This window comes from Pseudomonas sp. MEJ086 (assembly GCF_030209025.1).
GTDB classification, from domain to species: Bacteria; Pseudomonadota; Gammaproteobacteria; order Pseudomonadales; family Pseudomonadaceae; genus Aquipseudomonas; species Aquipseudomonas fulva_A.
The window spans coordinates 166,745-189,055 of record NZ_JARVSV010000007.1 but is presented as its reverse complement, the minus strand read 5'-3'; the positions used below and the strand labels follow the sequence as shown (position 1 = coordinate 189,055).

The window sequence follows — 22,311 nt, the reverse complement described above, 5'->3', positions numbered from 1 at the left end:
ATGAGAGGTCATTCCCGGGTATCGCTTCGCTCTACGCCGGGCTACCTGTCGTTTCAATCCAGGGCGAAGGCGCTCTGGTTGAAGCCGTTTTCATCGACCTGCAGCGCCCAGCCCTGTTTATCCCAGTCACCCAGGACGATTCGCCGTGCCGGTTGGCCATCGATCAGCACGTCGTGGGTGGCAGGGCGGTGGGTGTGGCCGTGGATCAGTGTCCGTACGCCATGGGCCGCCATCACCCGCTGCACTTCATCCGGCGTGACGTCGACGATGTCGCTGGCCTTCATGCGGGTCTGCGAGCGACTTTCCGAGCGTAGCTTGCGCGCCAGCTTGTGGCGGGTGCTCAACGGCAGGTTGCGCAGGATGAACAGGCTGACGGGGTTGCGCAGCAGGCGGCGCATCTTCATGTAGCCGACATCCAGGGTACACAGGCTGTCACCGTGCATGAGCAGCACCTTCTCGCCAGCGAAGCGCACTTCGTGAGGATCGCCGAGCAGCGTGCAGCCGGCCTCGCGACAGAAAGCCTTGCCAAGCAGGAAGTCACGGTTGCCGTGCATCAGGTAGACCCGCGTGCCGCTGTCGCTCAAGCGACGCAGCGCCTGGGCAATGCCGCGCTGAAAGGGGGTCATGGCGTCGTCGCCAATCCAGACTTCGAAAAAATCGCCAAGGATGTACAGCGCCTCGGCCTGGGGCGCCCGGTGGGCGAGGAAATGCAAGAACGCCCGGCTGATATCCGGGCGCTCCTCTTCAAGATGCAGGTCGGAGATCAGCAGGATCACTCGACGATCTCGGCCTTCTCGATGATCAAGTCTTCAGCCGGAACATCCTGATGGCCGGATTTCATGGTGGTGGCGACGCCCTTGATGGCTTCGACCACGTCCAGGCCTTCGACCACTTCACCGAACACGGCATAACCCCAGCCCTGTACGGTCTGTGCGGTGTGGTCGAGGAACGTGTTGTCGGCGACGTTGATGAAGAACTGCGCGGACGCCGAATGCGGTTCCATGGTGCGAGCCATGGCCACGGTACCGGTTTTGTTGCTCAGGCCATTGTTGGCTTCGTTCTTGATCGGCGCCTTGGTCGGCTTCTGCTTCATGCCCGGTTCGAAACCGCCACCCTGGATCATGAAGTTGCCGATCACGCGGTGGAACACAGTGCCGTCGTAATGGCCGCTCTTCACGTATTCCTTGAAGTTGGCGACGGTTTCCGGCGCCTTGTCTTCGAACAGGTTGAGGGTGATGACGCCGTGGTTGGTGTGCAGCTTGATCATGTGGTTATCGCTCTGTCGAGAAAATCGCGGGCTGCTCCCGGTTCGGTACGGACATTTATGTCGCCCGAAGGTCAGGAGCAGGCACCAAGGCCTGTCAGGGGGTTGACAGCTTGGGCTATGATAAGCGCTTTGTTTTAGTCGGCCTACCCTGTGCCGCAATCCGCACGCGCTAAGGACACCATGAGCAAGCCCACCGTCGAAAAAGCCGCCAACTTCCTGCGTCCCCTCGTTCAGGCTGATCTGGACGCTGGCAAGCACGCCAAGATCATCACCCGTTTCCCGCCGGAGCCCAACGGCTACCTGCATATCGGCCATGCCAAGTCGATCTGCCTGAATTTCGGCCTGGCCGAGGAGTTCGGTGGCGAGTGCAACCTGCGTTTCGACGACACCAACCCCGCCAAGGAAGATCAGGAATACATCGATGCCATCAAGGCAGATGTCGAGTGGTTGGGCTTCAAATGGGCCGGCGAGGAGCGTTATGCCTCCAATTACTTCGACCAGCTGCATGACTGGGCCGTCGAACTGATCAAGGCGGGCAAGGCCTATGTCGACGACCTGTCGCCGGACGAGGCCCGCGAATACCGCGGCACCCTGAATACGCCCGGCAAGGACAGCCCGTACCGCGAGCGCTCGGTCGCCGAGAACCTCGATCTGTTCGCACGCATGAAAGCCGGTGAATTCCCGGATGGTGCCCGCGCCCTGCGCGCCAAGATCGACATGGCGTCGCGCAACATGAACCTGCGCGACCCGATTCTCTATCGCATCCGCCACGCCCATCATCACCAGACCGGTGACAAGTGGTGCATCTACCCGAGCTACGACTTCACCCACGGTCAGTCGGATGCCATCGAAGGCGTGACCCACTCCATCTGCACCCTGGAGTTCGAAGACCATCGCCCGCTGTACGAATGGTTCCTGGCCAATCTGCCGGTGCCGGCGCAGCCGCGTCAGTACGAGTTCGCCCGGCTGAACCTGAACTACACCATCACCAGCAAGCGCAAGCTCAAGCAGTTGGTCGACGAGAAGCACGTCAATGGCTGGGATGACCCGCGCATGTCGACGCTCTCGGGCTACCGTCGCCGTGGTTACACGCCGGCTTCGATCCGCACCTTCTGCGACATGATCGGCGTCAACCGCGCCGGCGGCCTGGTGGACATCGGCATGCTCGAGTTCGCCATCCGCGAAGACCTGGACGCCAACGCGTCGCGCGCCATGTGCGTGCTCAAGCCGCTCAAGGTGGTGATCACCAACTACCCGGAAGACAAGGTCGAGAACCTGGAGCTGGCGCGCCATCCCAAGCAGGATATCGGCACCCGCGCGCTGCCCTTCTCCCGCGAGATCTACATCGACGCCGGCGACTTCGAAGAAACCCCGCCGGACGGCTTCAAGCGCCTGGTTCCTGGCGGCGAAGCGCGCCTGCGCGGTAGCTACGTGATTCGCGCCGACGAAGCGATCAAGGATGCCGCCGGCAATATCGTCGAGCTGCGCTGCTCCTACGACGAAAACACCCTGGGCAAGAACCCGGAAGGCCGCAAGGTCAAGGGCGTGATCCACTGGGTCCCGGCGGCCGAGAGCGTCGAGTGCGAGGTGCGCCTGTATGACCGCCTGTTCCGCTCGGCCAACCCGGAGAAGGCCGGTGAAGACGGCGAGCAAGGCGGCAGCTTTCTTGACAACATCAACCCCGACTCCCTGGTGGTGCTCAAGGGGTGCCGCGCCGAGCCGTCGCTGGCCCAGGCTGCTGTCGAAGATCGCTTCCAGTTCGAGCGCGAAGGCTATTTCTGCCTGGACGCCAAGGACTCCAAGCCGGAGGCTCTGGTCTTCAACCGCACCGTCACCCTGCGCGATTCCTGGGGGCAGTAAATGGCACTGAGCATTTACAACACCCTGAGCAAGGTCAAAGAGCCCTTCAAGCCGCTGGTCGGCAATCACGTGCGCATGTACGTGTGCGGCATGACGGTCTACGACTTCTGCCATATCGGCCATGCCAGGGTGATGGTCGCGTTCGACGTGGTCACCCGCTGGCTGCGTCATCGCGGCTATGACGTGACCTACGTGCGCAATATCACCGACATCGACGACAAGATCATCAAGCGTGCCAACGAGAACGGCGAGCCGTTCGAGGCGCTGGTCGAGCGTATGATCGCGGCGATGCACGAAGACGAAGCGCGCCTGTCGGTCTTGCGCCCGGACCAGGAGCCACGTGCCACCGGGCATATCGCCGGCATGCACGAGATGATTCAGACCCTGATCGACAAGGGCTATGCCTATGCGCCGGGAAATGGTGACGTGTACTACCGCGTCGGCAAGTTCGTCGGCTACGGCAAGCTGTCGCGCAAGAAGATCGAAGACCTGAAAATCGGCGCGCGCATCGAGGTCGACGAGATCAAGCAGGACCCGCTGGACTTCGTCCTGTGGAAAGGCGTCAAGCCGGGCGAGCCGAGCTGGGCGTCGCCCTGGGGCGCCGGCCGGCCGGGCTGGCACATCGAGTGCTCGGTAATGTCCACCTGCTGCCTGGGCGAGACCTTCGACATCCACGGCGGCGGCCCGGACCTGGTCTTCCCGCACCACGAGAACGAGATCGCGCAGAGCGAAGCGGCGACCGGCAAGCAGTATGCCAATGCCTGGATGCACGCTGGCGCGGTGCGTGTGGATGGCGAGAAGATGTCCAAGAGCCTGGGCAACTTCTTCACCATCCGTGAGGTGCTGGAGAAGTACCACCCGGAGGTGGTCCGCTACCTGTTGGTGTCCAGCCATTACCGCAGCCCGATCAACTACTCGGAAGAAAGCCTCAAGGAAGCCAAGGGCGCCCTGGAGCGCTTCTACAACGGTCTCAAAGGCTTGCCCGACGTCGCTCCGGCCGGTGGCGAGGCGTTCGTCGAGCGTTTCGGCGCGGCGATGGATGACGACTTCAACTCGCCGGAAGCCTGCGCGGTGCTGTTCGAGTTGATCCGCGAGATCAACCGCCTGCGCGAAAGCGACCAGCAGGCCGCTGCTGGTCTGGCCGCTCAGCTCAAACAGCTGGCTGGTCTGCTGGGGGTGCTGCAACTGGAGCCGGATGCGTTTCTCAAGGCCGGCGCCGAAGGCAAGGTCGATGCGGCCGAAGTGGAGGCATTGATCGCTGCGCGCCTGCAGGCTCGTGCCGAGAAGAACTGGGCCGAGTCCGACCGTATCCGTGATCAGATCACTGCGCTGGGCGTGGTGCTCGAGGATGGCAAAGGTGGCACCACTTGGCGACTCGCCGAGTAAGCGAGCGTCGCAACGAAAAGGCCGCTGATGCGGCCTTTTCGTTTCCAGAAGCCTGCATCCAATTCGCTATGGGAAAACCATGCTGACGCGTTACAAACTTCTGTTGTCCACCACGCTGGCCCGCTATTTTCCGCGTACCGCCGCTTATCTCGAGGCTGAGAAGCATGCGGCGGCCGAACGCCTGAAGGCTGCACCGAAAGCCAAAGGAAAAACCACCGCTGCCAAAAAAGCTGCAGCTCCAAAACGCGCAGGGAAGGGCGCAAGCTCCGCAACAAAAAAGCCCGTTAGGCGCACGAGCGCCGGTATCTACTCGGCTGCAGCGATGAAAATCAGCTTGGCTCAGGAGCAGGCCATGCGTGACACCGTCGCCCGAGCCGTAGCGGCCGGAGTGGTCGGTGCGCCCTCCGACGAGCAGTGGGCGATGATCCTGGGGCGCGCGCCATTGACGCGCATCTTTGCCGGTGCAGGATCGGGCAAGTCGACGACGCTGGTGCTGCGTGTGGTCTTCATGCTCTGTCACCTGAACATCGAGCCCGAGCGGTTGACGGTGATTTCCTTTACCAACGCATCCTGCGTCGAGCTGCGCGAGCGGCTGCTCAAGGTGCTGGGGTTCTGGTCGTCGCCGGTCGACGAGCGGGCTGTACAGCAGTGCGTGCGTACCTTTCACTCCGCCATGGGCGTGCTGGCCCGTCAGGTATTGGGCAATCCAGGCTGGTTCGAGCAGCTCGGTGATCGACAGGCCTCGCCCGGCGAGCCCGATAATCCGCTGGCCGGCGGGCGTCTGGGGGCTGCGCAGGGGCGGCTGCTCAAAGAGGTCTACCAGGCGTGCTACGCCGAGAGTCCGGCGTTTCGCTCGCAGGTTCACGCCTTGTTGGGTTCGCCAGCGCCGGATGAGCAGAAGCCTTTGCCCAAAGCGCCAATGCAACCATTCAGGCTGGCAGGCGAGCTGCATGCCGCACCACTGTTCGAGGTGTTCCACGGGCAGGCGGGCTTTATCGAGAGCATCGGCATTCGTATCGACCAGCTGGCGGTGGCCGCGGTGCCTTGTTCGGATCAGGAGCGCCTTTTTCTCCTCGCCTTGCAGGCTTTCTGGCAGGCACTGCGGCAGCGTCTTGGCGAGCAGGGCCTGATGACTTTCAACGGCGCCTTTCAACAACTGACGCAGATGCTCGAGGACGGCGACGAGCGGCTGCCCGCCGAGGCGCTGGCCAGCTTCACCCACCTGTTGATCGACGAATTCCAAGATGTCTCACCGCAGATCGTGCAATGGCTGCAGGCCGTGCATCGGCGCCTGGCCGGCGCTTCGGTGGCGGTGAGCCTGATGGCCATCGGTGACGATTGGCAGTCGATCTACGGTTGGCGCGGCAGTTCGCCGGAGTTGTTCATGGCCTTCGATCGGCACTTCCCGAGCAAAGGCAAGGGCAAGAGCGCGGTGCTGATGCTGCTGGCCAATTACCGCTCGATCCAGCCGGTGATCCGTGACGCCGAGTCGATACTGCGCGAAGTGGCCGTGAAGCAGGATAAGACCACCGAAGCGATCAGGGCCACGCCGCCCGGCGGGCATGGCGTGCAACTGGTGACGCCATTCGATCTGGCCCGGCAGATGCCCGATCTGCTGAAGGAAATCGCCGCCCAGTGTGAATACGCCAGCTCCATCGATTCCGGGGAGCGCACCGCGGTGCTGCTACTGGGGCGGCGTAACGAGACCCTCAAGGAGGTGCAGGCCGGGCTCGATCGCAAGCTCCCGGTCAAGGCCTACACCATCCATCGCGCGAAGGGCCTGCAGGCCGAGGTGGCGATCATCATCGACGACTGCCTGCCGTCAACGCCTCATCCGTTGCGCAACGCGCTGTACGCCTATTGTGGCTTCTTCGCCAACAGCTACGATCAGGCCATGGCCGATGAAAGTCTGCGCCTGGGCTATGTGGCGGTGACCCGCGGTGTCAGCCGGGTACTGTGGTTCGTGCGCAAGCCGCAGGGAGCGACGGGTGCACTGAAATAGAAACGGCGCCTCGAAGGCGCCGTTTTCATTGCTGCGAAACGCCATCAGGCGTGCAGGTGTTCCGCTGCATGCAGGGTGTTTTCCAGCAGGCAGGCGCGGGTCATCGGGCCTACGCCGCCTGGCACCGGGGTGATCCAGCCCGCACGGGGCAGGGCGGTTTCGTACACCACGTCGCCAATCAGTTTGCCGTCCGTCTGCCGGTTGATGCCCACGTCGATGACGATGGCGCCTTCCTTGATCCATTCACCCTTTACCAGTCCGGGTTTACCGGCCGCCACCACGACGATATCGGCTTGGGCCACGTGGCCGGCCAGATCCTTGGTGAAACGGTGCGTGACGGTCACGGTGCAGCCGCCCAGCAGCAGCTCCATGGCCATTGGCCGACCAACGATGTTCGAAGCGCCTACCACCACGGCGTGCAGGCCGTAGAGATCCTGGCCGGTGCTCGCCAGCAGGGTCATGATGCCCTTGGGGGTGCAGGGGCGCAGCAGCGGCATGCGCTGGGCCAGGCGGCCAATGTTATAGGGATGGAAGCCATCGACGTCCTTGTCCGGACGGATGCGCTCGAGCAGCAACGAGGAATCGAGGTGTGCCGGCAGCGGCAACTGAACCAGAATGCCGTCGATGCTGGCGTCGTCATTCAGCGAATCGATCAGGGCCAGCAGTTCGTCCTGGCTGGTTTCGGCGCTCAGGTCATACGCGCGGGAAACGAAACCGACTTCCTCGCAGTCCTTGCGCTTGTGCGCGACATAAACCTGAGAGGCGGGGTCGCTGCCGACCAGGATCACTGCCAGGCCGGGCGCACGCAGTCCTTGCTGGCGCCGTTCGGCGACGCGCTGGGCGATCTGCTGGCGGATATTGGCGGCAATCGCTTTGCCATCTATCAGTTGTGCGGTCATTGCGCTCGATTAACCATTGAAGGGGAGTGAAAAAGGACGCGCATTCTCGCATGGCATTAAGGAAGGGCAAAGGCGCCAGACAGCAGATTTGGTGTAACTCCTTTATCTAACTGAATTTTTTTAGATTTGGGTGTTGACGGCTTTGGGGTGCCTCTATAAGATGCGCACCACTTGGCGAGCACAGCAAGTGACAGGGTAAAGCGGCAAAGGCAGCAACGAAAGTCGCCGCTCCAGTCGAAGCTTGAAGTCTGCTCTAGTGGATGGATAAGTGCCCGTAGCTCAGCTGGATAGAGCATCCGCCTTCTAAGCGGATGGTCGCAGGTTCGAGTCCTGCCGGGTGCGCCACTAGGTGAATCGGCACAAGTGAAGCGGTAAAGCAATATGGTGGGCGTAGCTCAGTTGGTAGAGCACAGGATTGTGGCTCCTGGTGTCGAGGGTTCGATCCCCTTCGTCCACCCCATATTCTGAAAGCGCCAGGCCCTAAAAAGCCTGGCGTTTTTGTTTGTAAAAAATGTATTACCACGCGGACGTGGTGGAATTGGTAGACACACTGGATTTAGGTTCCAGCGCCGCAAGGCGTGAGAGTTCGAGTCTCTCCGTCCGCACCATATTTAGCGCCCCTCCCGTTTGCCACCTGCATCTAGGGTGACTTCTGCAACACCTCCCTCTAGAATGCATGCCCTTGAATGGGGCCGGTAAACGGCCGGCATACGTCTGTGCAACGAGGAATATCCATGCAAGTTTCTGTTGAAAGCACTTCCGCTCTCGAGCGCCGCATGAGCATTACTGTGCCGGCCGAGCGTATCGAGACTCAGGTCAACAAGCGTCTGCAGCAGACTGCACAGAAGGCCAAGATCCCCGGTTTCCGTCCTGGCAAAGTGCCAATGAGCGTGATCCGTCAGCGTTTCGAAGCTGACGCGCGTCAGGAAGCGGTCGGTGACGTCATCCAGTCCTCCTTCTATGAAGCCATTGCCGAGCAGAAGCTCGCTCCAGCCGGCCAGCCTTCGGTCGAGCCTAAAGTGCTGGAGAAGGGCAAGGACCTGGAGTTCGTCGCCACGTTCGAAGTGTTCCCGGAAATCAAGGTCGGTGGCCTCGAGGGCATCGCCATCGAACGTCAGCAGGCTGACGTTGCCGATTCCGACGTAGACAACATGCTGGATATCCTGCGCAAGCAGAACACCCGTTTCGAAGCTGTCGAGCGTGCTGCCGAGAAAGATGACCAGCTGAACATCGACTTCGTCGGCAAGATCGACGGTGAAGCCTTCGCTGGCGGTTCCGCTACCGGCACTCAGCTGGTTCTGGGCTCCGGCCGCATGATTCCTGGCTTCGAAGACGCCCTGGTCGGCGCCAAAGCCGGTGAAGAGCGCGTGATCAACCCGACGTTCCCCGAGGACTACCAGAACCTCGATCTGGCCGGCAAGACCGCCGAATTCACCGTCAAGGTGAACAGCGTCTCCGCTCCGCAACTGCCAGAGCTGAACGATGAGTTCTTCACCCTGTTCGGTATCAAGGAAGGCGGCCTGGAAGGTTTCCGTACCGAGGTTCGCAAGAACATGGAGCGTGAGCTGCGTCAGGCCATCAAGTCCAAGATCAAGAACCAGGTAATGGAAGGCCTGCTGGCTGCCAACCCGGTCGACGTGCCGAAAGCGCTGATCGCCAACGAAGTGAACAACCTGCGTGTGCAGGCCGTTCAGCAGTTCGGCGGCAACATCAAGCCCGACCAACTGCCGGCTGAGCTGTTCGAAGAGCAGGCCAAGCGCCGCGTGTCCCTCGGCCTGATCGTCGCCGAAGTGGTCAAGCAGTTCGAACTGAAGCCGGATGACGCCCGCGTCCGTGAGCTGATCCAGGAAATGGCCTCGGCCTACCAGGAGCCAGAGCAGGTCGTGGCGTGGTACTACAAGAACGACCAGCAGCTGAACGAAGTGCGTTCGGTTGTACTGGAAGAGCAAGTTGTAGATACTGTTTTGCAGAAGGCCAATGTGACTGACAAATCGGTCTCTTACGAAGAAGCAGTCAAGCTGGCAGAAGCTCCACAAGCCGCCTGATTTCTTCACCTCGTTCGAGAAAACCATAAGCCAGCCTCAGTGCTGGCTTATGCGTATTCGAGACATGACTTTTATTAGGGAGCGAGTGCTGGAAATGTCGCACAATCCTTTCATGCAGCAAATGCCCAATATTCAGGCCGCTGGCGGTCTGATCCCTATGGTTGTCGAGCAGTCCGCCCGTGGTGAGCGCTCTTATGACATCTATTCGCGGTTGCTCAAAGAGCGCGTGATCTTTCTGGTTGGACCGGTAGAGGACTACATGGCCAACCTGATCTGTGCGCAACTGCTGTTTCTCGAGGCGGAAAATCCGGACAAGGACATCCACCTCTACATCAACTCGCCAGGCGGTTCGGTGACAGCTGGTATGTCGATCTACGACACCATGCAATTCATCAAGCCGAATGTCTCGACCACCTGTATCGGTCAGGCATGCAGCATGGGTGCATTCCTGTTGACCGCTGGGGCAGCCGGCAAGCGTTACTGCCTGCCGAACTCGCGCGTGATGATTCACCAGCCGCTGGGCGGTTTCCAGGGGCAGGCGTCGGATATCGAAATCCACGCCAAGGAAATCCTGTTCATCCGTGAGCGCCTCAACACGCTGATGGCCAAGCACAGTGGGCGTACGCTTGAAGAAATCGAGCGCGACACCAACCGTGACTACTTCCTGAGTGCGGATGCCGCTCTTGAGTATGGGCTGATCGACGAAGTCATCGCTCAGCGGCCAGCCTGACTCAATCCGTTCAGAATGGATTTGATCGGCTAGTCTGATCATTTGCGGGCTTGAAAAAGCCCGCAAGAGCCTTCATCTTCTGTGTAAGCCTATCGGATTTGGATCGAACGAATGACTGACACCCGCAATGGCGAAGACAACGGCAAGCTGCTTTATTGCTCCTTCTGCGGCAAAAGCCAGCATGAAGTGCGCAAGTTGATTGCCGGACCCTCCGTCTTTATCTGCGACGAGTGCGTTGACCTGTGCAATGACATCATCCGCGAGGAGGTGCAGGAAGCACAGGCCGAGAATAACGCGCACAAATTGCCGGCTCCCAAGGAAATCAGCTCGATCCTCGATCAGTACGTGATCGGTCAGGAGCGCGCGAAAAAAATCCTGGCAGTCGCAGTGTACAACCACTACAAACGCCTCAATCAGCGCGAGAAGAAGGATGATGTCGAGCTCGGCAAGAGTAATATCCTGCTGCTCGGCCCGACCGGTTCGGGCAAGACTCTGCTAGCCGAAACGCTTGCGCGTCTGCTCAACGTACCGTTCACCATCGCTGACGCTACCACGCTGACCGAAGCCGGCTATGTGGGTGAGGATGTCGAGAACATCATCCAGAAGCTGCTGCAGAAGTGCGACTACGATGTCGAGAAGGCCCAGATGGGCATCGTCTACATCGACGAAATCGACAAGATTTCCCGCAAGTCTGACAACCCGTCGATTACCCGCGACGTGTCGGGGGAGGGTGTTCAGCAAGCGCTGCTCAAGCTGATCGAGGGCACCGTTGCCTCGGTTCCGCCGCAGGGCGGTCGCAAGCATCCGCAGCAGGAGTTTCTGCAGGTCGACACGCGCAATATCCTGTTCATCTGCGGTGGTGCTTTCGCCGGAATCGAGAAGGTCATTCAGAACCGTTCCACCAAAGGTGGCATCGGTTTTGGGGCTGAAGTGCGCAGCAAGGAAGCCGATAAGAAAATCGGTGAATCGCTGCGTGAAATCGAGCCGGATGATCTGGTCAAGTTCGGTCTGATTCCCGAGTTCGTAGGCCGCTTGCCGGTTATCGCGACCCTCGAAGAGCTCGATGAGGCTGCTTTGGTGCAGATTCTTACCGAACCGAAGAACGCACTGACCAAGCAGTACGGCAAGCTGTTCGAGATGGAGGGGGTGGATCTCGAGTTCCGTCCCGACGCGCTCAAGGCCGTCGCTGTCAAGGCGCTGGAACGCAAGACCGGTGCCCGTGGCCTGCGCTCGATTCTCGAAGGCGTATTGCTCGACACCATGTATGAGATTCCGTCGCAATCGGACGTCAGCAAGGTGGTCATCGATGAGAGTGTCATCGACGGCAGTTCCAAGCCGCTGTTGATCTACGAAAACAGCGAGCCGCCTGCCAAGGCAGCACCAGACGCATAACGCGTTTGTCATATGTTGAAAGCAAGGGGCCTGCGGGCCCCTTTGTTTTTGCCGACAGCAGTGCTTGTTTTTTCCTGGGGCTACCCCCATCTTAGGGCCAAGGGTAATCCCACCGTTTACGGCCGCAAGGCCGCTGTAGAGCCAAAATCATGAAGACAACCATCGAATTGCCTCTCCTGCCTTTGCGCGATGTCGTGGTCTATCCGCACATGGTCATCCCGCTTTTCGTGGGGCGCGAGAAATCCATCGAAGCACTCGAAGCGGCGATGAACGGGGAAAAGCAGATCCTACTGCTGGCCCAGAAGAATCCCGCTGACGATGAACCGAGTGAGGAAGGGCTCTACCGAGTCGGCACCGTTGCGACCGTGCTGCAATTGCTCAAGCTGCCCGATGGCACCGTCAAGGTGCTGGTCGAGGGCGAGCAGCGCGGCGAGATCGAGCAGTTCTTCGAGGCCGACGGCTACAGCCGTGCCGAGGTCCAGCTACTCGACGAGATCGACGCGCCGGAGCGTGAGGCCGAGGTGTTCACCCGCAGCCTGCTCAGCCAGTTCGAACAATACGTACAGCTAGGCAAGAAAGTGCCTGCCGAAGTGCTGTCGTCACTCAACAGCATCGATGAGCCCAGCCGTCTGGTCGATACCATGGCTGCCCACATGGTGCTGAAGATCGAGCAGAAGCAGGAAATCCTCGAGATCGTCGATCTACCGACCCGTGTCGAGCACGTACTGGCCCTGCTGGATGCCGAAATCGACCTGCTGCAGGTCGAGAAACGCATCCGTGGCCGCGTCAAGAAGCAGATGGAGCGCAGCCAGCGCGAGTACTACCTGAATGAGCAGATGAAGGCCATTCAGAAGGAGCTGGGTGACAACGAAGAGGGGCACAACGAGCTCGATGAGCTCAAGCGCCGCATCGAGAACGCCGGGCTGACCAAGGAAGCCTACGGCAAGGCCCAGGCCGAACTGAACAAGCTCAAGCAGATGTCGCCGATGTCCGCCGAGGCCACGGTGGTTCGTTCGTACATCGACTGGCTGGTCAACGTGCCCTGGAAGGCCCAGAGCAAGGTGCGCCTGGACCTGACCCGTGCCGAAAACATTCTCGATGCCGACCATTACGGCCTCGAGGAGGTGAAGGAGCGTATCCTCGAGTATCTTGCCGTGCAGAAGCGCGTGAAGAAGCTCAAGGGCCCCGTTCTGTGCCTCGTAGGCCCGCCTGGCGTGGGCAAGACGTCGCTGGCCGAGTCCATCGCCAGCGCCACCAACCGCAAGTTCGTGCGCATGGCCCTGGGTGGCGTACGGGACGAGGCGGAAATTCGTGGCCATCGCCGTACCTACATCGGTTCGATGCCTGGTCGTCTGATTCAGAAAATGACCAAGGTCGGCGTGCGCAACCCGCTGTTCCTGCTCGATGAAATCGACAAGATGGGCCAGGACATGCGCGGCGATCCTGCCTCTGCGCTGCTCGAAGTGCTCGATCCCGAGCAGAACCACAATTTCAACGACCATTATCTCGAGGTCGATTACGACCTGTCCGACGTGATGTTCCTGTGTACCGCCAACTCCATGAACATTCCGGCGGCACTGCTGGACCGTATGGAGGTGATTCGTCTGCCCGGTTACACCGAGGACGAAAAGGTCAATATCGCCGTCAAATACCTCGCGCCCAAGCAGATTCAGGCCAATGGCCTGAAAAAAACCGAGCTGGAATTCGAGGAAGCGGCGATCCGCGACATCATTCGTTACTACACGCGAGAAGCGGGTGTGCGTAGTCTCGAGCGGCAACTCGCCAAGGTCTGCCGGCGTGCGGTCAAGAAACACGCGAAGGAAAAACGCTTCCATGTGCTGGTCACGGCCGATTCGCTCGAGGACTTCCTGGGCGTTCGCAAGCACCGCTATGGCCTTGCCGAACAGCAGGATCAGATCGGCCAGGTAACCGGTCTGGCATGGACTCAGGTGGGCGGCGAGCTGCTTACGATCGAGGCGGCAGTGGTGCCCGGCAAGGGCAATCTGATCAAGACCGGCTCGCTTGGCGATGTCATGGTCGAATCGATCACAGCCGCGCAAACAGTGGTCCGCAGCCGTGCCAAGAGCCTTGGAGTGGCCCCGGATTTCTACGAGAAACGCGATATTCACATCCACATGCCCGAGGGGGCTACGCCGAAGGATGGCCCCAGTGCGGGCGTCGGCATGTGCACCGCATTGGTGTCCGCTCTGACCCAGATTCCCGTCCGCGCCGATGTGGCGATGACCGGGGAAATCACCCTTCGCGGGCAGGTTCTGGCGATCGGTGGCCTCAAGGAAAAACTGCTCGCGGCGCACCGTGGTGGAATCAAAACCGTGATCATTCCCCAGGAGAATGTTCGCGATCTGAAGGAGATTCCGGAGAACATCAAGCAGGACCTGCAGATTAAACCGGTTAAATGGATTGACGAGGTCCTGCAAATTGCGCTGCAATACGCCCCGGAGCCCTTGCCAGACGCGGCTCCGGAGTTGGTTGCAAAGGATGAAAAACGCGAGTCTGATTCCAAGGAGCGAATCAGCACGCATTAGCCGGGCGGCTTCCTTGACACAATTTTAGAGCCCTTGTTATAAAGCGGCTCTTATCGTGTCGGCAGAGCCATCCAGCACCCGATTCGCTTCCATTAAAATCAAGAAACAAACTCAACCGAAATTAAGGGGACTTAGAGTGAACAAGTCGGAACTGATCGATGCCATCGCTGCATCTGCTGATATCCCGAAAGCTGTTGCTGGCCGTGCGCTGGACGCAGTGATTGAATCCGTTACTGGCGCTCTGAAAGCTGGTGACTCCGTGGTACTGGTAGGCTTCGGTACTTTCGCTGTCAAAGAGCGCGCTGCTCGTACTGGCCGTAACCCGCAGACTGGCAAGCCGATCAGCATCGCTGCTGCCAAGATCCCAGGTTTCAAAGCTGGTAAAGCACTGAAAGACGCCGTCAACTAAGCGTCTTCGGGCTTTTGCCCGCCGGGTCGGTTAACCCCGGCTCGGTTGCGGAGCGGCAATAGGACCTTCTGGTCCGTAACGCCGGGGATTGTAGATTGATGATCCCGATCCGCTTCGCACGTTACGAGAAGGCGCATCCCAGGATGCGCCTTTCTTCTATCCGGATTTTACCCACGCTGCGCGGCCATTCTTAGTACGTGGTCGTTCTGGGGGAAGCATGCTGCAAAATATCAGGGACAATTCACAGGGTTGGATTGCCAAAACCATCATCGGCCTGATCGTCGTCCTCATGGCGTTGACCGGCGTTGACGCCATCATCACGGGTGCCAGCAACAGCCAGAATGCTGCCGAAGTGAATGGCCAGGCGATCAGCCAGAACGAACTCAATCAAGCTGTGGAAATGCAGCGCCGTCAGCTGTTGCAGCAGCTCGGCCAGGAATTCGACCCATCTCTGCTGGACGAAAATCTGCTGCGTGAGGCTTCGCTGAAAGGCTTGATCGAGCGTTCTCTGCTGCTGCAGGGCGCTGCGGATGCCAAATTCGCCTTTTCTCAACCCGCTCTCGATCAGGTAATCGTGCAGACACCTGAATTTCAGGTGGATGGCCGCTTCAACGCCGAGCGTTTCGATCAGGTGATCCGCCAGCTTGGCTACACCCGTATGCAGTTCCGTCAGATGCTCGAGCAGGAAATGCTGATCGGCCAGCTGCGTGCAGGTCTGTCCGGTAGCGGTTTCGTCACCGATGAAGAAGTGACGGCATTCGCTCGCCTGGAAAAGCAGACCCGCGATTTCGCCACCCGCACCATCAAGGTGGATGCCGGCTCGGTGCAGGTCAGCGACGACGACGTCAAAGCTTACTACGACGCCCAGCAGTCTCAGTTCATGAGCCCGGAGCAGGTGGTACTCGAGTACGTCGAGCTGAAGAAGGATGCCTTCTTCTCGGAAATATCCGTCAGCGACGAAGAGCTGAAGGCTGCCTACGAGTCGGAGATCGCCAACCTGGCAGAGCAGCGCCAGGCAGCCCATATCCTCATCGAGGTCGGCGGCGACATCAGCGACGAGCAGGCCAAAGCCAAGATCGACGACGTGCAGAAGCGTCTGCAGCAAGGCGAAGACTTCGCTGCGCTGGCCAAGGAGTTCTCCCAGGACCCGGGTTCCGCCAACGAAGGTGGTGATCTCGGTTACGCAGGCAAGGGTGTCTACGACCCTGCCTTCGAGGATGCCCTGTACGCATTGAACAAGGACGAAGTATCGGCACCGGTACGCAGCGAATTCGGCTGGCACCTGATCAAGCTGCTGGGCGTACAGGCGCCTGAGGTCCCGACGCTCGCCAGCATGAAGGACAAGCTCGAGGCCGATCTCAAGGCGCAGCGTGTCGAGCAGCGTTTCGTCGAAGCTACCAAGCAGCTGGAAGACGCCGCATTCGAGTCCTCCGATCTGGTTCAGCCAGCTCAGGAACTCGGTCTGAAAGTGCAGACCAGCGAGCCGTTCGGTCGTCAGGGTGGCCAGGGCCTCGCCAGCAACCGTCAGGTGCTGCAGGCTGCATTCAGTCAGGAAGTCCTGGAAGATGGCAGCAACAGCGGTGCCATCGAGCTCGACCCGAGCACACTGGTGGTCGTTCGCGTCAAGGAGCACCGCAAGCCGCAACAGCTGACGCTGGAGCAGGTGAGCGACAGCATCCGTGGCCAACTGACCCAGACCCGTGCCAGCGAAGCGGCCAAGGCCGCTGGCGAGGCGCTGGTCGCCGAGCTGCGTGACGGCAAGGCGCAGGCAGAGGGCGGTGACTGGCAGGTGGTGGAAGCCGCTACCCGTAACCAGGAAGGTGTCGACCCGGCCGTGCTGCAGGCGCTGTTCCGCATGCCCAAGCCGACTGGTGACGCTTCCGAGTTCACTGGCGTTACGCTGGGCAATGGTGACTTCGTGGTGGTACGCCTGAAGGGTGTCAGCGAGCCTGAGCAGGCACTGAGTGATGAGGAGAAGGCGATGTACCGCCGTTTCCTCGCTTCGCGCAGTGGCCAGCAGGACTTTGCAGCCTTCCGCAAGCAGTTGGAGAGCAAGGCAGACATCGAGCGCTTCTAAGCGCCGCTGTCCGCCAGTGAGCAAAGGCCCCGGTTTTCGGGGCCTTTGTGTTTCTGCCGACCTGTCTCGGCGCAAAGAAAAGGCCCCGCGTCGCAGGACAGCGGGGCCTTTTGCGTTGCATTACCGCAGGTTTATGCGCTGTTGGCCGGCGACAGAAACGCCGCTTCCAGCAGTTGCTGGGTGTAGGCGTGCTGTGGTGCCCGGAAGATCGCCTCGGCGTCGCCTTGCTCGACCACCTGACCCTGCTTGACCACCATCAACTGATGGCTGAGCGCTCGTACCACTGCAAGGTCATGGCTGATGAACAGGTAGGTCAGGTTGTACTTGGTCTGCAGCGAACGCAGCAGCTCGACGACCTGACGTTGCACGGTACGATCCAGTGCCGACGTAGGTTCATCCAGCAGAATCAGCGCCGGTTTGAGCACCAGGGCGCGAGCGATGGCGATACGTTGCCGCTGTCCACCGGAGAACTCGTGGGGGTAGCGGTGGCGGCTTTCGGGATCCAGACCGACTTCCTGAAGCGCGTCGATGATCGCCTGCTCCTGTTCGCCAGCATTGCCGATGCCATGGATACGCAGGCCTTCGCCAACGATCATGGCCACCGTCATGCGCGGGCTGAGGCTGCCGAAGGGATCCTGGAACACCACCTGCATCTGTCGCCTGAATGGACGCACCTGCGTTTGCGACAAGCCATCGAGTGACTGCTTGTCGAAGCGTATGCCGCCCTGACTGCCGATCAGACGCAAAATGGCCAGCCCCAGCGTGGATTTTCCGGAGCCGCTTTCGCCGACGATACCCAGCGTCTGGCCGCGCTGCAGGCTGAAATTGATGCCATCCACCGCTTTTACATGATCGACGGTGCGGCGCAGCAGGCCTTTCTTGATCGGAAACCAGACGCGCAGGTCATCCACTTCGAGCATGGTTTCGGCGGCTTGCGTGGCCACCGGGTTGCCATCCGGTTCAGCGGCCAGCAGTTCGCGGGTGTAGGGGTGTTGCGGGCTCGTGAACAGCGCCTCGCATTGAGCCTGTTCGACCAGTTCGCCGTTCTGCATCACGCAGACGCGGTTAGCGATACGTCGCACCAGGTTGAGGTCGTGGCTGATGATCAGCATGGCCATGCCCAGACGCGCCTGCAGCTCCTTGAGCAATTCGAGAATCTTCAATTGCACGGTGACGTCGAGGGCGGTGGTCGGCTCGTCGGCGATCAGCAGCTCCGGCTCGTTGGCCAGGGCCATGGCGATCATCACCCGTTGCCGTTGCCCGCCAGAGAGCTCGTGGGGAAGGGCTTTGAGGCGCTTCTGCGGCTCCGGTATGCCGACCAGCTCGAGCAGCTCCAGGGTGCGCCGTGTGGCTGCCTTGCCACTCAGGCCCTTGTGCAGGGCAAGCACCTCGTTGATCTGCTTCTCGATGCTGTGCAGCGGGTTCAGCGAGGTCATCGGTTCCTGAAACACCATGGCGATACGGTTGCCACGAATGCCGCGCAGCTTTCTCTCGCTGATCTTGAGCAGATCCTCACCGGCGTAGTGAATGCTGCCACTGGGGTGCTGCGCCTGCGGGTAGGGCAGCAAACGCAGGATCGAATGGGCGGTAACCGATTTGCCAGAGCCGCTTTCACCGACCAGAGCCAGGGTTTCGCCCCGGCGAATGTCGAAGCTGATGGTGTTGACCACCTGCCGGTGGCTGTCGCCATTGACGAATGCAACGGACAGGTCACGGACTTCGACGAGGTTTTCGGGATGGGTCATCTTATTTCCTCGGGTCGAAGGCATCGCGAGCGGCCTCACCAATGAACACCAGCAGGCTGAGCATGATGGCCAGCACGGCGAAGGCGCTGATCCCCAACCATGGCGCCTGCAGGTTGGACTTGCCCTGGGCGACCAGCTCGCCAAGCGACGGGGCGCCGGCAGGCAGGCCGAAGCCGAGGAAGTCCAGCGCGGTGAGGGTGCCGATGGCGCCAGTGAGGATGAAGGGCAGGAAGGTCATGGTCGACACCATGGCGTTGGGCAGGATGTGTCGGAACATGATCGAGCCATTGCGCATGCCTAGCGCACGGGCAGCGCGCACGTACTCCAGGTTGCGGCCACGGAGGAATTCAGCCCGTACCACATCCACCAGGCTCATCCACGAGAAGAGCAGCATCAGCCCCAGTAGCCACCAGAAGTTGGGCTGCACGAAGCTGGCGAGGATGATCAGCAGGTACAGCACCGGTAGGCCTGACCAGATTTCCAGAATGCGCTGCCCGGTCAAATCGACCCAGCCACCATAGAAGCCTTGCAAGGCGCCCGCGGCAACGCCGATCACCGAGCTCGCCAGCGTCAGGGTCAGGGCGAACAGCACGGACACCCGGAAGCCGTAGATCACCCGGGCGAGCACGTCACGCCCCTGGTCATCGGTGCCCAGCCAGTTGTCCGCCGAGGGCGGTGCGGGGGCGGGTACCTTGAGGTCGTAATTGATGCTGGAGTAGCTGTAGGGAATCGGCGGCCAGACCATCCAGCCATCCTTCTGCTCGATCAGATCGCGGATATACGGGCTTTTGTAATTGGCCTGCAGCGGGAACTCGCCACCGAAGGTGGTTTCCGGGTAGCGCTTGAGCACGGGGTAATACAGCTCGCCGTCATAGCTGACCACCAGTGGTTTATCGTTGGCGATCAGCTCGGCGCCGAGGGTCACGAAGAACAGCGCAAGGAAGATCCATAGCGACCACCAGCCCCGTTTGTGGGCCTTGAAGCGTTCGAATCGGCGTTGGTTGAGCGGGGAAAGGGCCATGAGTCAGGCCTCCCTGCTTTCGAAGTCGATACGCGGATCGACCAGGGTGTAAGTGATGTCGCCGATCAGTTTCACGACCAGTCCCAGCAAGGTGAAGATGAACAGGGTGCCGAAGACCACCGGATAATCGCGGTTGATCGCCGCCTCGAAACTCAGCAGGCCGAGGCCGTCGAGAGAGAAGATCACCTCGATCAGCAAGGATCCGGTGAAGAAGATGCCGATGAAGGCGGCCGGAAAACCGGCGATGATCAGCAGCATGGCGTTGCGGAACACGTGGCCGTAGAGCACGCGGGTGTTGCTCAGGCCCTTGGCCCTGGCGGTGGTCACGTATTGCTTGTTGATCTCGTCGAGGAAGCTGTTCTTGGTCAGCAGGGTGAGGGTGGCGAAGTTGCCGATCACCAGCGCCGTGACCGGCAGTGCCAGGTGCCAGAAGTAGTCCAGCAGTTTGCCGCTGAAGCTCAGTTCGTCGAAGTTGCTCGAGGTCAGTCCGCGCAGCGGGAACCAGTCGTAATAGCTACCACCAGCGAACAGCACGATCAGCAGGATGGCGAACAGGAATGCCGGAATCGCGTAGCCGATGATGATCGCCGAGCTGGTCCAGACGTCGAAGGCGCTGCCGTGTCGGGTGGCCTTGGCAATGCCCAGCGGAATGGATACCAGGTACATGATCAGGGTGCTCCATAGCCCGAGGGATATGGATACGGGCATCTTCTCCATGATCAGGTCGATGACCTTGGCGTCACGGAAGAAACTCTCGCCGAAATCCAGTTGGGCGTAGTTCTTGAGCATGATCCAGAAACGCTCGGGCGCCGACTTGTCGAAGCCGTACATCTTCTCGATCTCGGCGATCAGCTCGGGGTCGAGGCCCTGCGCGCCGCGGTAATTGGAACCGGCGGTGGACACCTCGCCACCGCCGCCTCCGGAGATTCTTCCGGTGGCCCCACCGGAGGCGGCATCGAAACCTTCGAGTTTGGCGATCATCTGCTCGACCGGGCCACCGGGGGCGGCCTGGATGATCACGAAGTTGATCACCAGAATGCCGAACAGGGTCGGAATGATCAGCAGCAGGCGCCGCAGGATATAGGACAGCATCTAGCGTTCTTCCTGCTCGGTGGTGGGCGCTTCTTCAGGGGTGACCACTTCGCCGACGGGTTTTTCCTGCCACCAGGTCATCAGGCCGTAATCGTACAACGGCGATTTTTCCGGATGCCCGAAGCGCTTCCAGTAGGCCACGCGGTAGGCGTCGACGTAATAGTTGGGCACGACGTAGTTGCCCCATAGCAGAACGCGATCCAGCGCTCTGGTATGGGTGATCAGCGACGCCCGCGAGTCGGAGCGGATCAAGCCGTCTACCAGTTGATCGATTGCCGGATCGCGCAAGCCGATGACGTTGCGGCTGCCTGGGTTGTCGGCGCTGCTGGAGTGCCAGAATTCGCGCTGTTCGTTGCCTGGAGAGCTGGACTGCGGCCAGATCGTCGAGGTCATTTCGAAGTCCCGCGAGCGCAGGCGGTTGATGTACTGGGATACGTCGACGCGGCGGATCTGTAGGTCGATGCCCAGCTCCGCGAGATTACGCTTGAACGGCAGGATCACCCGCTCCAAGTTGGCCTGGTGATTGAGAAACTCGAAGGCCAGCTGGTTGCCGTTGGCGTCGACCATCTTGTCGTTCTCGATGCGATAGCCTGCCTCCGTGAGCAACTGATACGCGCGGCGCGCCTGGTCACGGATGATGCCGCTGCCATCGCTGACCGGTGATTTGAACGTCTCGGTGAACACCTTTTCCGGGATCTTCCCGCGCAGTGGCTCCAGCAGCTTCAGCTCAGCTTCGCTGGGCAGACCGGTGGCAGCCATTTCCGAGTTCTCGAAGTAGCTGTTGGTGCGCTTGTAGGCGCCGTAGAACAGCTGCTTGTTGGCCCACTCGAAATCGAACAGCAGCGCGATCGCCTCACGCACGCGTGGATCCTGGAACATCGGCTTACGGATGTTGAACACGAAACCCTGCATGCCGGCCGGATTGCGGTTGGGGAAAGCCTCCTGCACGAAGCGCCCGGCGCGCAGGGCCGGTGAGTTGTAGCCGGTGGCCCAATCCTTGGCCGAGTACTCGAGGTTGACGTCGAACTGGCCAGCCTTGAACGCCTCGAGGGCCACCGCCATGTCGCGGAAGTACTCGATGCGAATCTCGTCGAAGTTGTATTGGCCGCGGGCCACGGGCAGGTCCTTGGCCCACCAGTCCTTGACGCGCTCGAAGCGGATCGAACTGTTCGGCGAGAAACCCGCGATGCGGTACGGGCCGCTGCCCAAAGGAATTTCCAGGCTGCCTCGGGAGAAGTCACGCTCCGCCCACCAGTGCTTGGGCAGCACCGCCAACTGGCCGAGAATCAGCGGCAGCTCGCGGTTGCCGGCGTGTTTGAAGTCGAAGCGCACGGTGCGTTCGTTCTCGGCGACGACCTTGGCGACATCGGCGTAATAGTGCCGGTACATGGGGTCGCCATGTTCGAGAAGCGCGTTGAAGGTGAAGATCACGTCCTCGGCGGTCACTGGCTCTCCGTCGTGGAAGCGCGCCTTGGGATTGAGGAAGAAGCGTACGTAGCTGTCGTCTGCGGCCTTTTCGACCTTTTCCGCCAGCAGCCCGTACTCGGTGAAAGGCTCGTCCGGCGAGTGGTAGGTGAGGGTGTCGTAGATCAGCCCTACACGGTCGGCCGCGTTACCTTTGGGGATGAACGGGTTGAAGCTGTCGAAGCCATTGAGGCCTGGCAGACGCAGGATGCCACCCTTGGGCGCATCGGGATTGACGTAGTCGAAATGCTTGAAGTTGGCCGGGTACTTCGGCGGCTCGCCGTAAAGCGTCAGGGCATGCTGTGGGGCAGCCTGGGACAGGCTGGCAAGGCCAAGCAGCAGCAGGGCGCTGCCATGCATCAGAAATGAGCGCAGT

16 protein-coding genes and 3 tRNA genes are annotated in these 22,311 nt (G+C 60.6%); 12 read left to right on the top strand and 7 right to left on the bottom strand.

Features of this window, described 5'->3' with window-relative positions; genetic code table 11:
* Positions 1-53: 53 nt before the first annotated feature.
* Together lpxH and QRN22_RS05030 are read right to left on the bottom strand one after the other, a co-directional pair.
* Complete coding sequence (gene lpxH / locus QRN22_RS05035; protein WP_042552568.1) at positions 54-776, bottom strand: UDP-2,3-diacylglucosamine diphosphatase; 723 nt, start codon at positions 774-776, stop codon at positions 54-56.
* Positions 773-1,267 carry a peptidylprolyl isomerase gene (locus QRN22_RS05030; RefSeq protein WP_042552569.1) on the bottom strand — a complete coding sequence of 165 codons (495 nt, stop codon included), beginning with the start codon at positions 1,265-1,267 and terminating at the stop codon, positions 773-775. The genes lpxH and QRN22_RS05030 overlap by 4 nt, the downstream gene beginning before the upstream one ends.
* A 180-nt stretch (positions 1,268-1,447) precedes the next feature.
* Between QRN22_RS05030 and QRN22_RS05025 the strand changes: the two genes are divergently transcribed.
* The 3 genes from QRN22_RS05025 (at position 1,448) to QRN22_RS05015 (ending at position 6,515) form a co-directional block, all read left to right on the top strand.
* A complete protein-coding gene (locus QRN22_RS05025; RefSeq protein WP_042552570.1) occupies positions 1,448-3,127 on the top strand; it encodes a glutamine--tRNA ligase/YqeY domain fusion protein in 1,680 nt (559 codons plus the stop codon).
* Positions 3,128-4,513 carry a cysteine--tRNA ligase gene (gene cysS / locus QRN22_RS05020; RefSeq protein ID WP_042552571.1) on the top strand — a complete coding sequence of 462 codons (1,386 nt, stop codon included), beginning with the start codon at positions 3,128-3,130 and terminating at the stop codon, positions 4,511-4,513.
* Between the two features lie 79 nt (positions 4,514-4,592).
* Positions 4,593-6,515, top strand: a complete 1,923-nt coding sequence (locus QRN22_RS05015; RefSeq protein WP_042552572.1) for a UvrD-helicase domain-containing protein — start codon at positions 4,593-4,595, stop codon at positions 6,513-6,515.
* A gap of 44 nt (positions 6,516-6,559) precedes the next feature.
* On the opposite strand, the gene folD is transcribed toward QRN22_RS05015, so the two are convergent.
* On the bottom strand, positions 6,560-7,414 hold the full coding sequence (folD, locus tag QRN22_RS05010; RefSeq protein ID WP_042552573.1) for a bifunctional methylenetetrahydrofolate dehydrogenase/methenyltetrahydrofolate cyclohydrolase FolD: 855 nt from the start codon (positions 7,412-7,414) through the stop codon (positions 6,560-6,562).
* Between the two features lie 268 nt (positions 7,415-7,682).
* On the opposite strand from folD, the gene QRN22_RS05005 reads away from it, so the two are divergent.
* The 9 genes from QRN22_RS05005 to QRN22_RS04965 all read left to right on the top strand — a co-directional run bounded on the left by QRN22_RS05005 (position 7,683) and on the right by QRN22_RS04965 (position 16,613).
* Positions 7,683-7,759 (top strand) — tRNA-Arg (locus QRN22_RS05005).
* A 39-nt stretch (positions 7,760-7,798) separates the two neighbouring features.
* Positions 7,799-7,874: transfer RNA gene (locus QRN22_RS05000), tRNA-His, on the top strand.
* Between the two features lie 63 nt (positions 7,875-7,937).
* Positions 7,938-8,022 (top strand) — tRNA-Leu (locus QRN22_RS04995).
* Between the two features lie 126 nt (positions 8,023-8,148).
* Entirely contained in the window at positions 8,149-9,459 is a 1,311-nt protein-coding gene (tig, locus tag QRN22_RS04990; RefSeq protein ID WP_042552574.1) for a trigger factor, read from the top strand.
* A 94-nt stretch (positions 9,460-9,553) separates the two neighbouring features.
* Positions 9,554-10,189, top strand: a complete 636-nt coding sequence (gene clpP / locus QRN22_RS04985; protein WP_042552575.1) for an ATP-dependent Clp endopeptidase proteolytic subunit ClpP — start codon at positions 9,554-9,556, stop codon at positions 10,187-10,189.
* Positions 10,190-10,300: 111 nt separating this feature from the next.
* A complete protein-coding gene (clpX, locus tag QRN22_RS04980) occupies positions 10,301-11,581 on the top strand; it encodes an ATP-dependent Clp protease ATP-binding subunit ClpX (protein ID WP_042552576.1) in 1,281 nt (426 codons plus the stop codon).
* A gap of 149 nt (positions 11,582-11,730) precedes the next feature.
* Positions 11,731-14,127 carry an endopeptidase La gene (gene lon / locus QRN22_RS04975; protein ID WP_042552577.1) on the top strand — a complete coding sequence of 799 codons (2,397 nt, stop codon included), beginning with the start codon at positions 11,731-11,733 and terminating at the stop codon, positions 14,125-14,127.
* A gap of 136 nt (positions 14,128-14,263) precedes the next feature.
* Positions 14,264-14,536: a nucleoid-associated protein HU-beta gene (hupB, locus tag QRN22_RS04970; RefSeq protein ID WP_003239952.1), complete on the top strand. Its 273-nt coding sequence runs from the start codon at positions 14,264-14,266 to the stop codon at positions 14,534-14,536.
* A 217-nt stretch (positions 14,537-14,753) separates the two neighbouring features.
* Positions 14,754-16,613, top strand: coding sequence for a SurA N-terminal domain-containing protein (locus tag QRN22_RS04965; protein WP_042552578.1), 1,860 nt, complete (start codon positions 14,754-14,756; stop codon positions 16,611-16,613).
* A 131-nt stretch (positions 16,614-16,744) separates the two neighbouring features.
* On the opposite strand, the gene QRN22_RS04960 is transcribed toward QRN22_RS04965, so the two are convergent.
* The 4 genes from QRN22_RS04960 to QRN22_RS04945 are packed head-to-tail and all read right to left on the bottom strand — an operon-like array spanning position 16,745 to position 22,295.
* Positions 16,745-18,358: an ABC transporter ATP-binding protein gene (locus QRN22_RS04960; protein WP_042552579.1), complete on the bottom strand. Its 1,614-nt coding sequence runs from the start codon at positions 18,356-18,358 to the stop codon at positions 16,745-16,747.
* 1 nt (position 18,359) lies between these two features.
* Positions 18,360-19,379: an ABC transporter permease gene (locus tag QRN22_RS04955; RefSeq protein WP_042552580.1), complete on the bottom strand. Its 1,020-nt coding sequence runs from the start codon at positions 19,377-19,379 to the stop codon at positions 18,360-18,362.
* Between the two features lie 3 nt (positions 19,380-19,382).
* The gene (locus QRN22_RS04950; protein ID WP_042552581.1) at positions 19,383-20,471 is read right to left on the bottom strand and encodes a microcin C ABC transporter permease YejB; all 1,089 of its coding nucleotides are present in this window, start codon (positions 20,469-20,471) and stop codon (positions 19,383-19,385) included.
* Complete coding sequence (locus QRN22_RS04945) at positions 20,472-22,295, bottom strand: extracellular solute-binding protein (protein ID WP_231570113.1); 1,824 nt, start codon at positions 22,293-22,295, stop codon at positions 20,472-20,474. It abuts the gene before it with no gap.
* Between the last annotated feature and the right edge of the window lie 16 nt (positions 22,296-22,311).

What these genes read in the sequence shown, in the direction of transcription:
- cysS (WP_042552571.1), top strand. Translation starts at nt 3,128, where the DNA reads ATGGCACTGAGCATTTACAACACCCTGAGCAAGGTCAAAGAGCCCTTC.
- QRN22_RS04965 (WP_042552578.1), top strand. Translation starts at nt 14,754, where the DNA reads ATGCTGCAAAATATCAGGGACAATTCACAGGGTTGGATTGCCAAAACC.
- clpP (WP_042552575.1), top strand. Translation starts at nt 9,554, where the DNA reads ATGTCGCACAATCCTTTCATGCAGCAAATGCCCAATATTCAGGCCGCT.
- QRN22_RS05030 (WP_042552569.1), bottom strand. Translation starts at nt 1,267, where the DNA reads ATGATCAAGCTGCACACCAACCACGGCGTCATCACCCTCAACCTGTTC.
- QRN22_RS04945 (WP_231570113.1), bottom strand. Translation starts at nt 22,295, where the DNA reads ATGCATGGCAGCGCCCTGCTGCTGCTTGGCCTTGCCAGCCTGTCCCAG.
- QRN22_RS04955 (WP_042552580.1), bottom strand. Translation starts at nt 19,379, where the DNA reads ATGGCCCTTTCCCCGCTCAACCAACGCCGATTCGAACGCTTCAAGGCC.
- tig (WP_042552574.1), top strand. Translation starts at nt 8,149, where the DNA reads ATGCAAGTTTCTGTTGAAAGCACTTCCGCTCTCGAGCGCCGCATGAGC.
- clpX (WP_042552576.1), top strand. Translation starts at nt 10,301, where the DNA reads ATGACTGACACCCGCAATGGCGAAGACAACGGCAAGCTGCTTTATTGC.
- folD (WP_042552573.1), bottom strand. Translation starts at nt 7,414, where the DNA reads ATGACCGCACAACTGATAGATGGCAAAGCGATTGCCGCCAATATCCGC.
- QRN22_RS04960 (WP_042552579.1), bottom strand. Translation starts at nt 18,358, where the DNA reads ATGACCCATCCCGAAAACCTCGTCGAAGTCCGTGACCTGTCCGTTGCA.
- QRN22_RS05015 (WP_042552572.1), top strand. Translation starts at nt 4,593, where the DNA reads ATGCTGACGCGTTACAAACTTCTGTTGTCCACCACGCTGGCCCGCTAT.
- QRN22_RS05025 (WP_042552570.1), top strand. Translation starts at nt 1,448, where the DNA reads ATGAGCAAGCCCACCGTCGAAAAAGCCGCCAACTTCCTGCGTCCCCTC.
- lon (WP_042552577.1), top strand. Translation starts at nt 11,731, where the DNA reads ATGAAGACAACCATCGAATTGCCTCTCCTGCCTTTGCGCGATGTCGTG.
- QRN22_RS04950 (WP_042552581.1), bottom strand. Translation starts at nt 20,471, where the DNA reads ATGCTGTCCTATATCCTGCGGCGCCTGCTGCTGATCATTCCGACCCTG.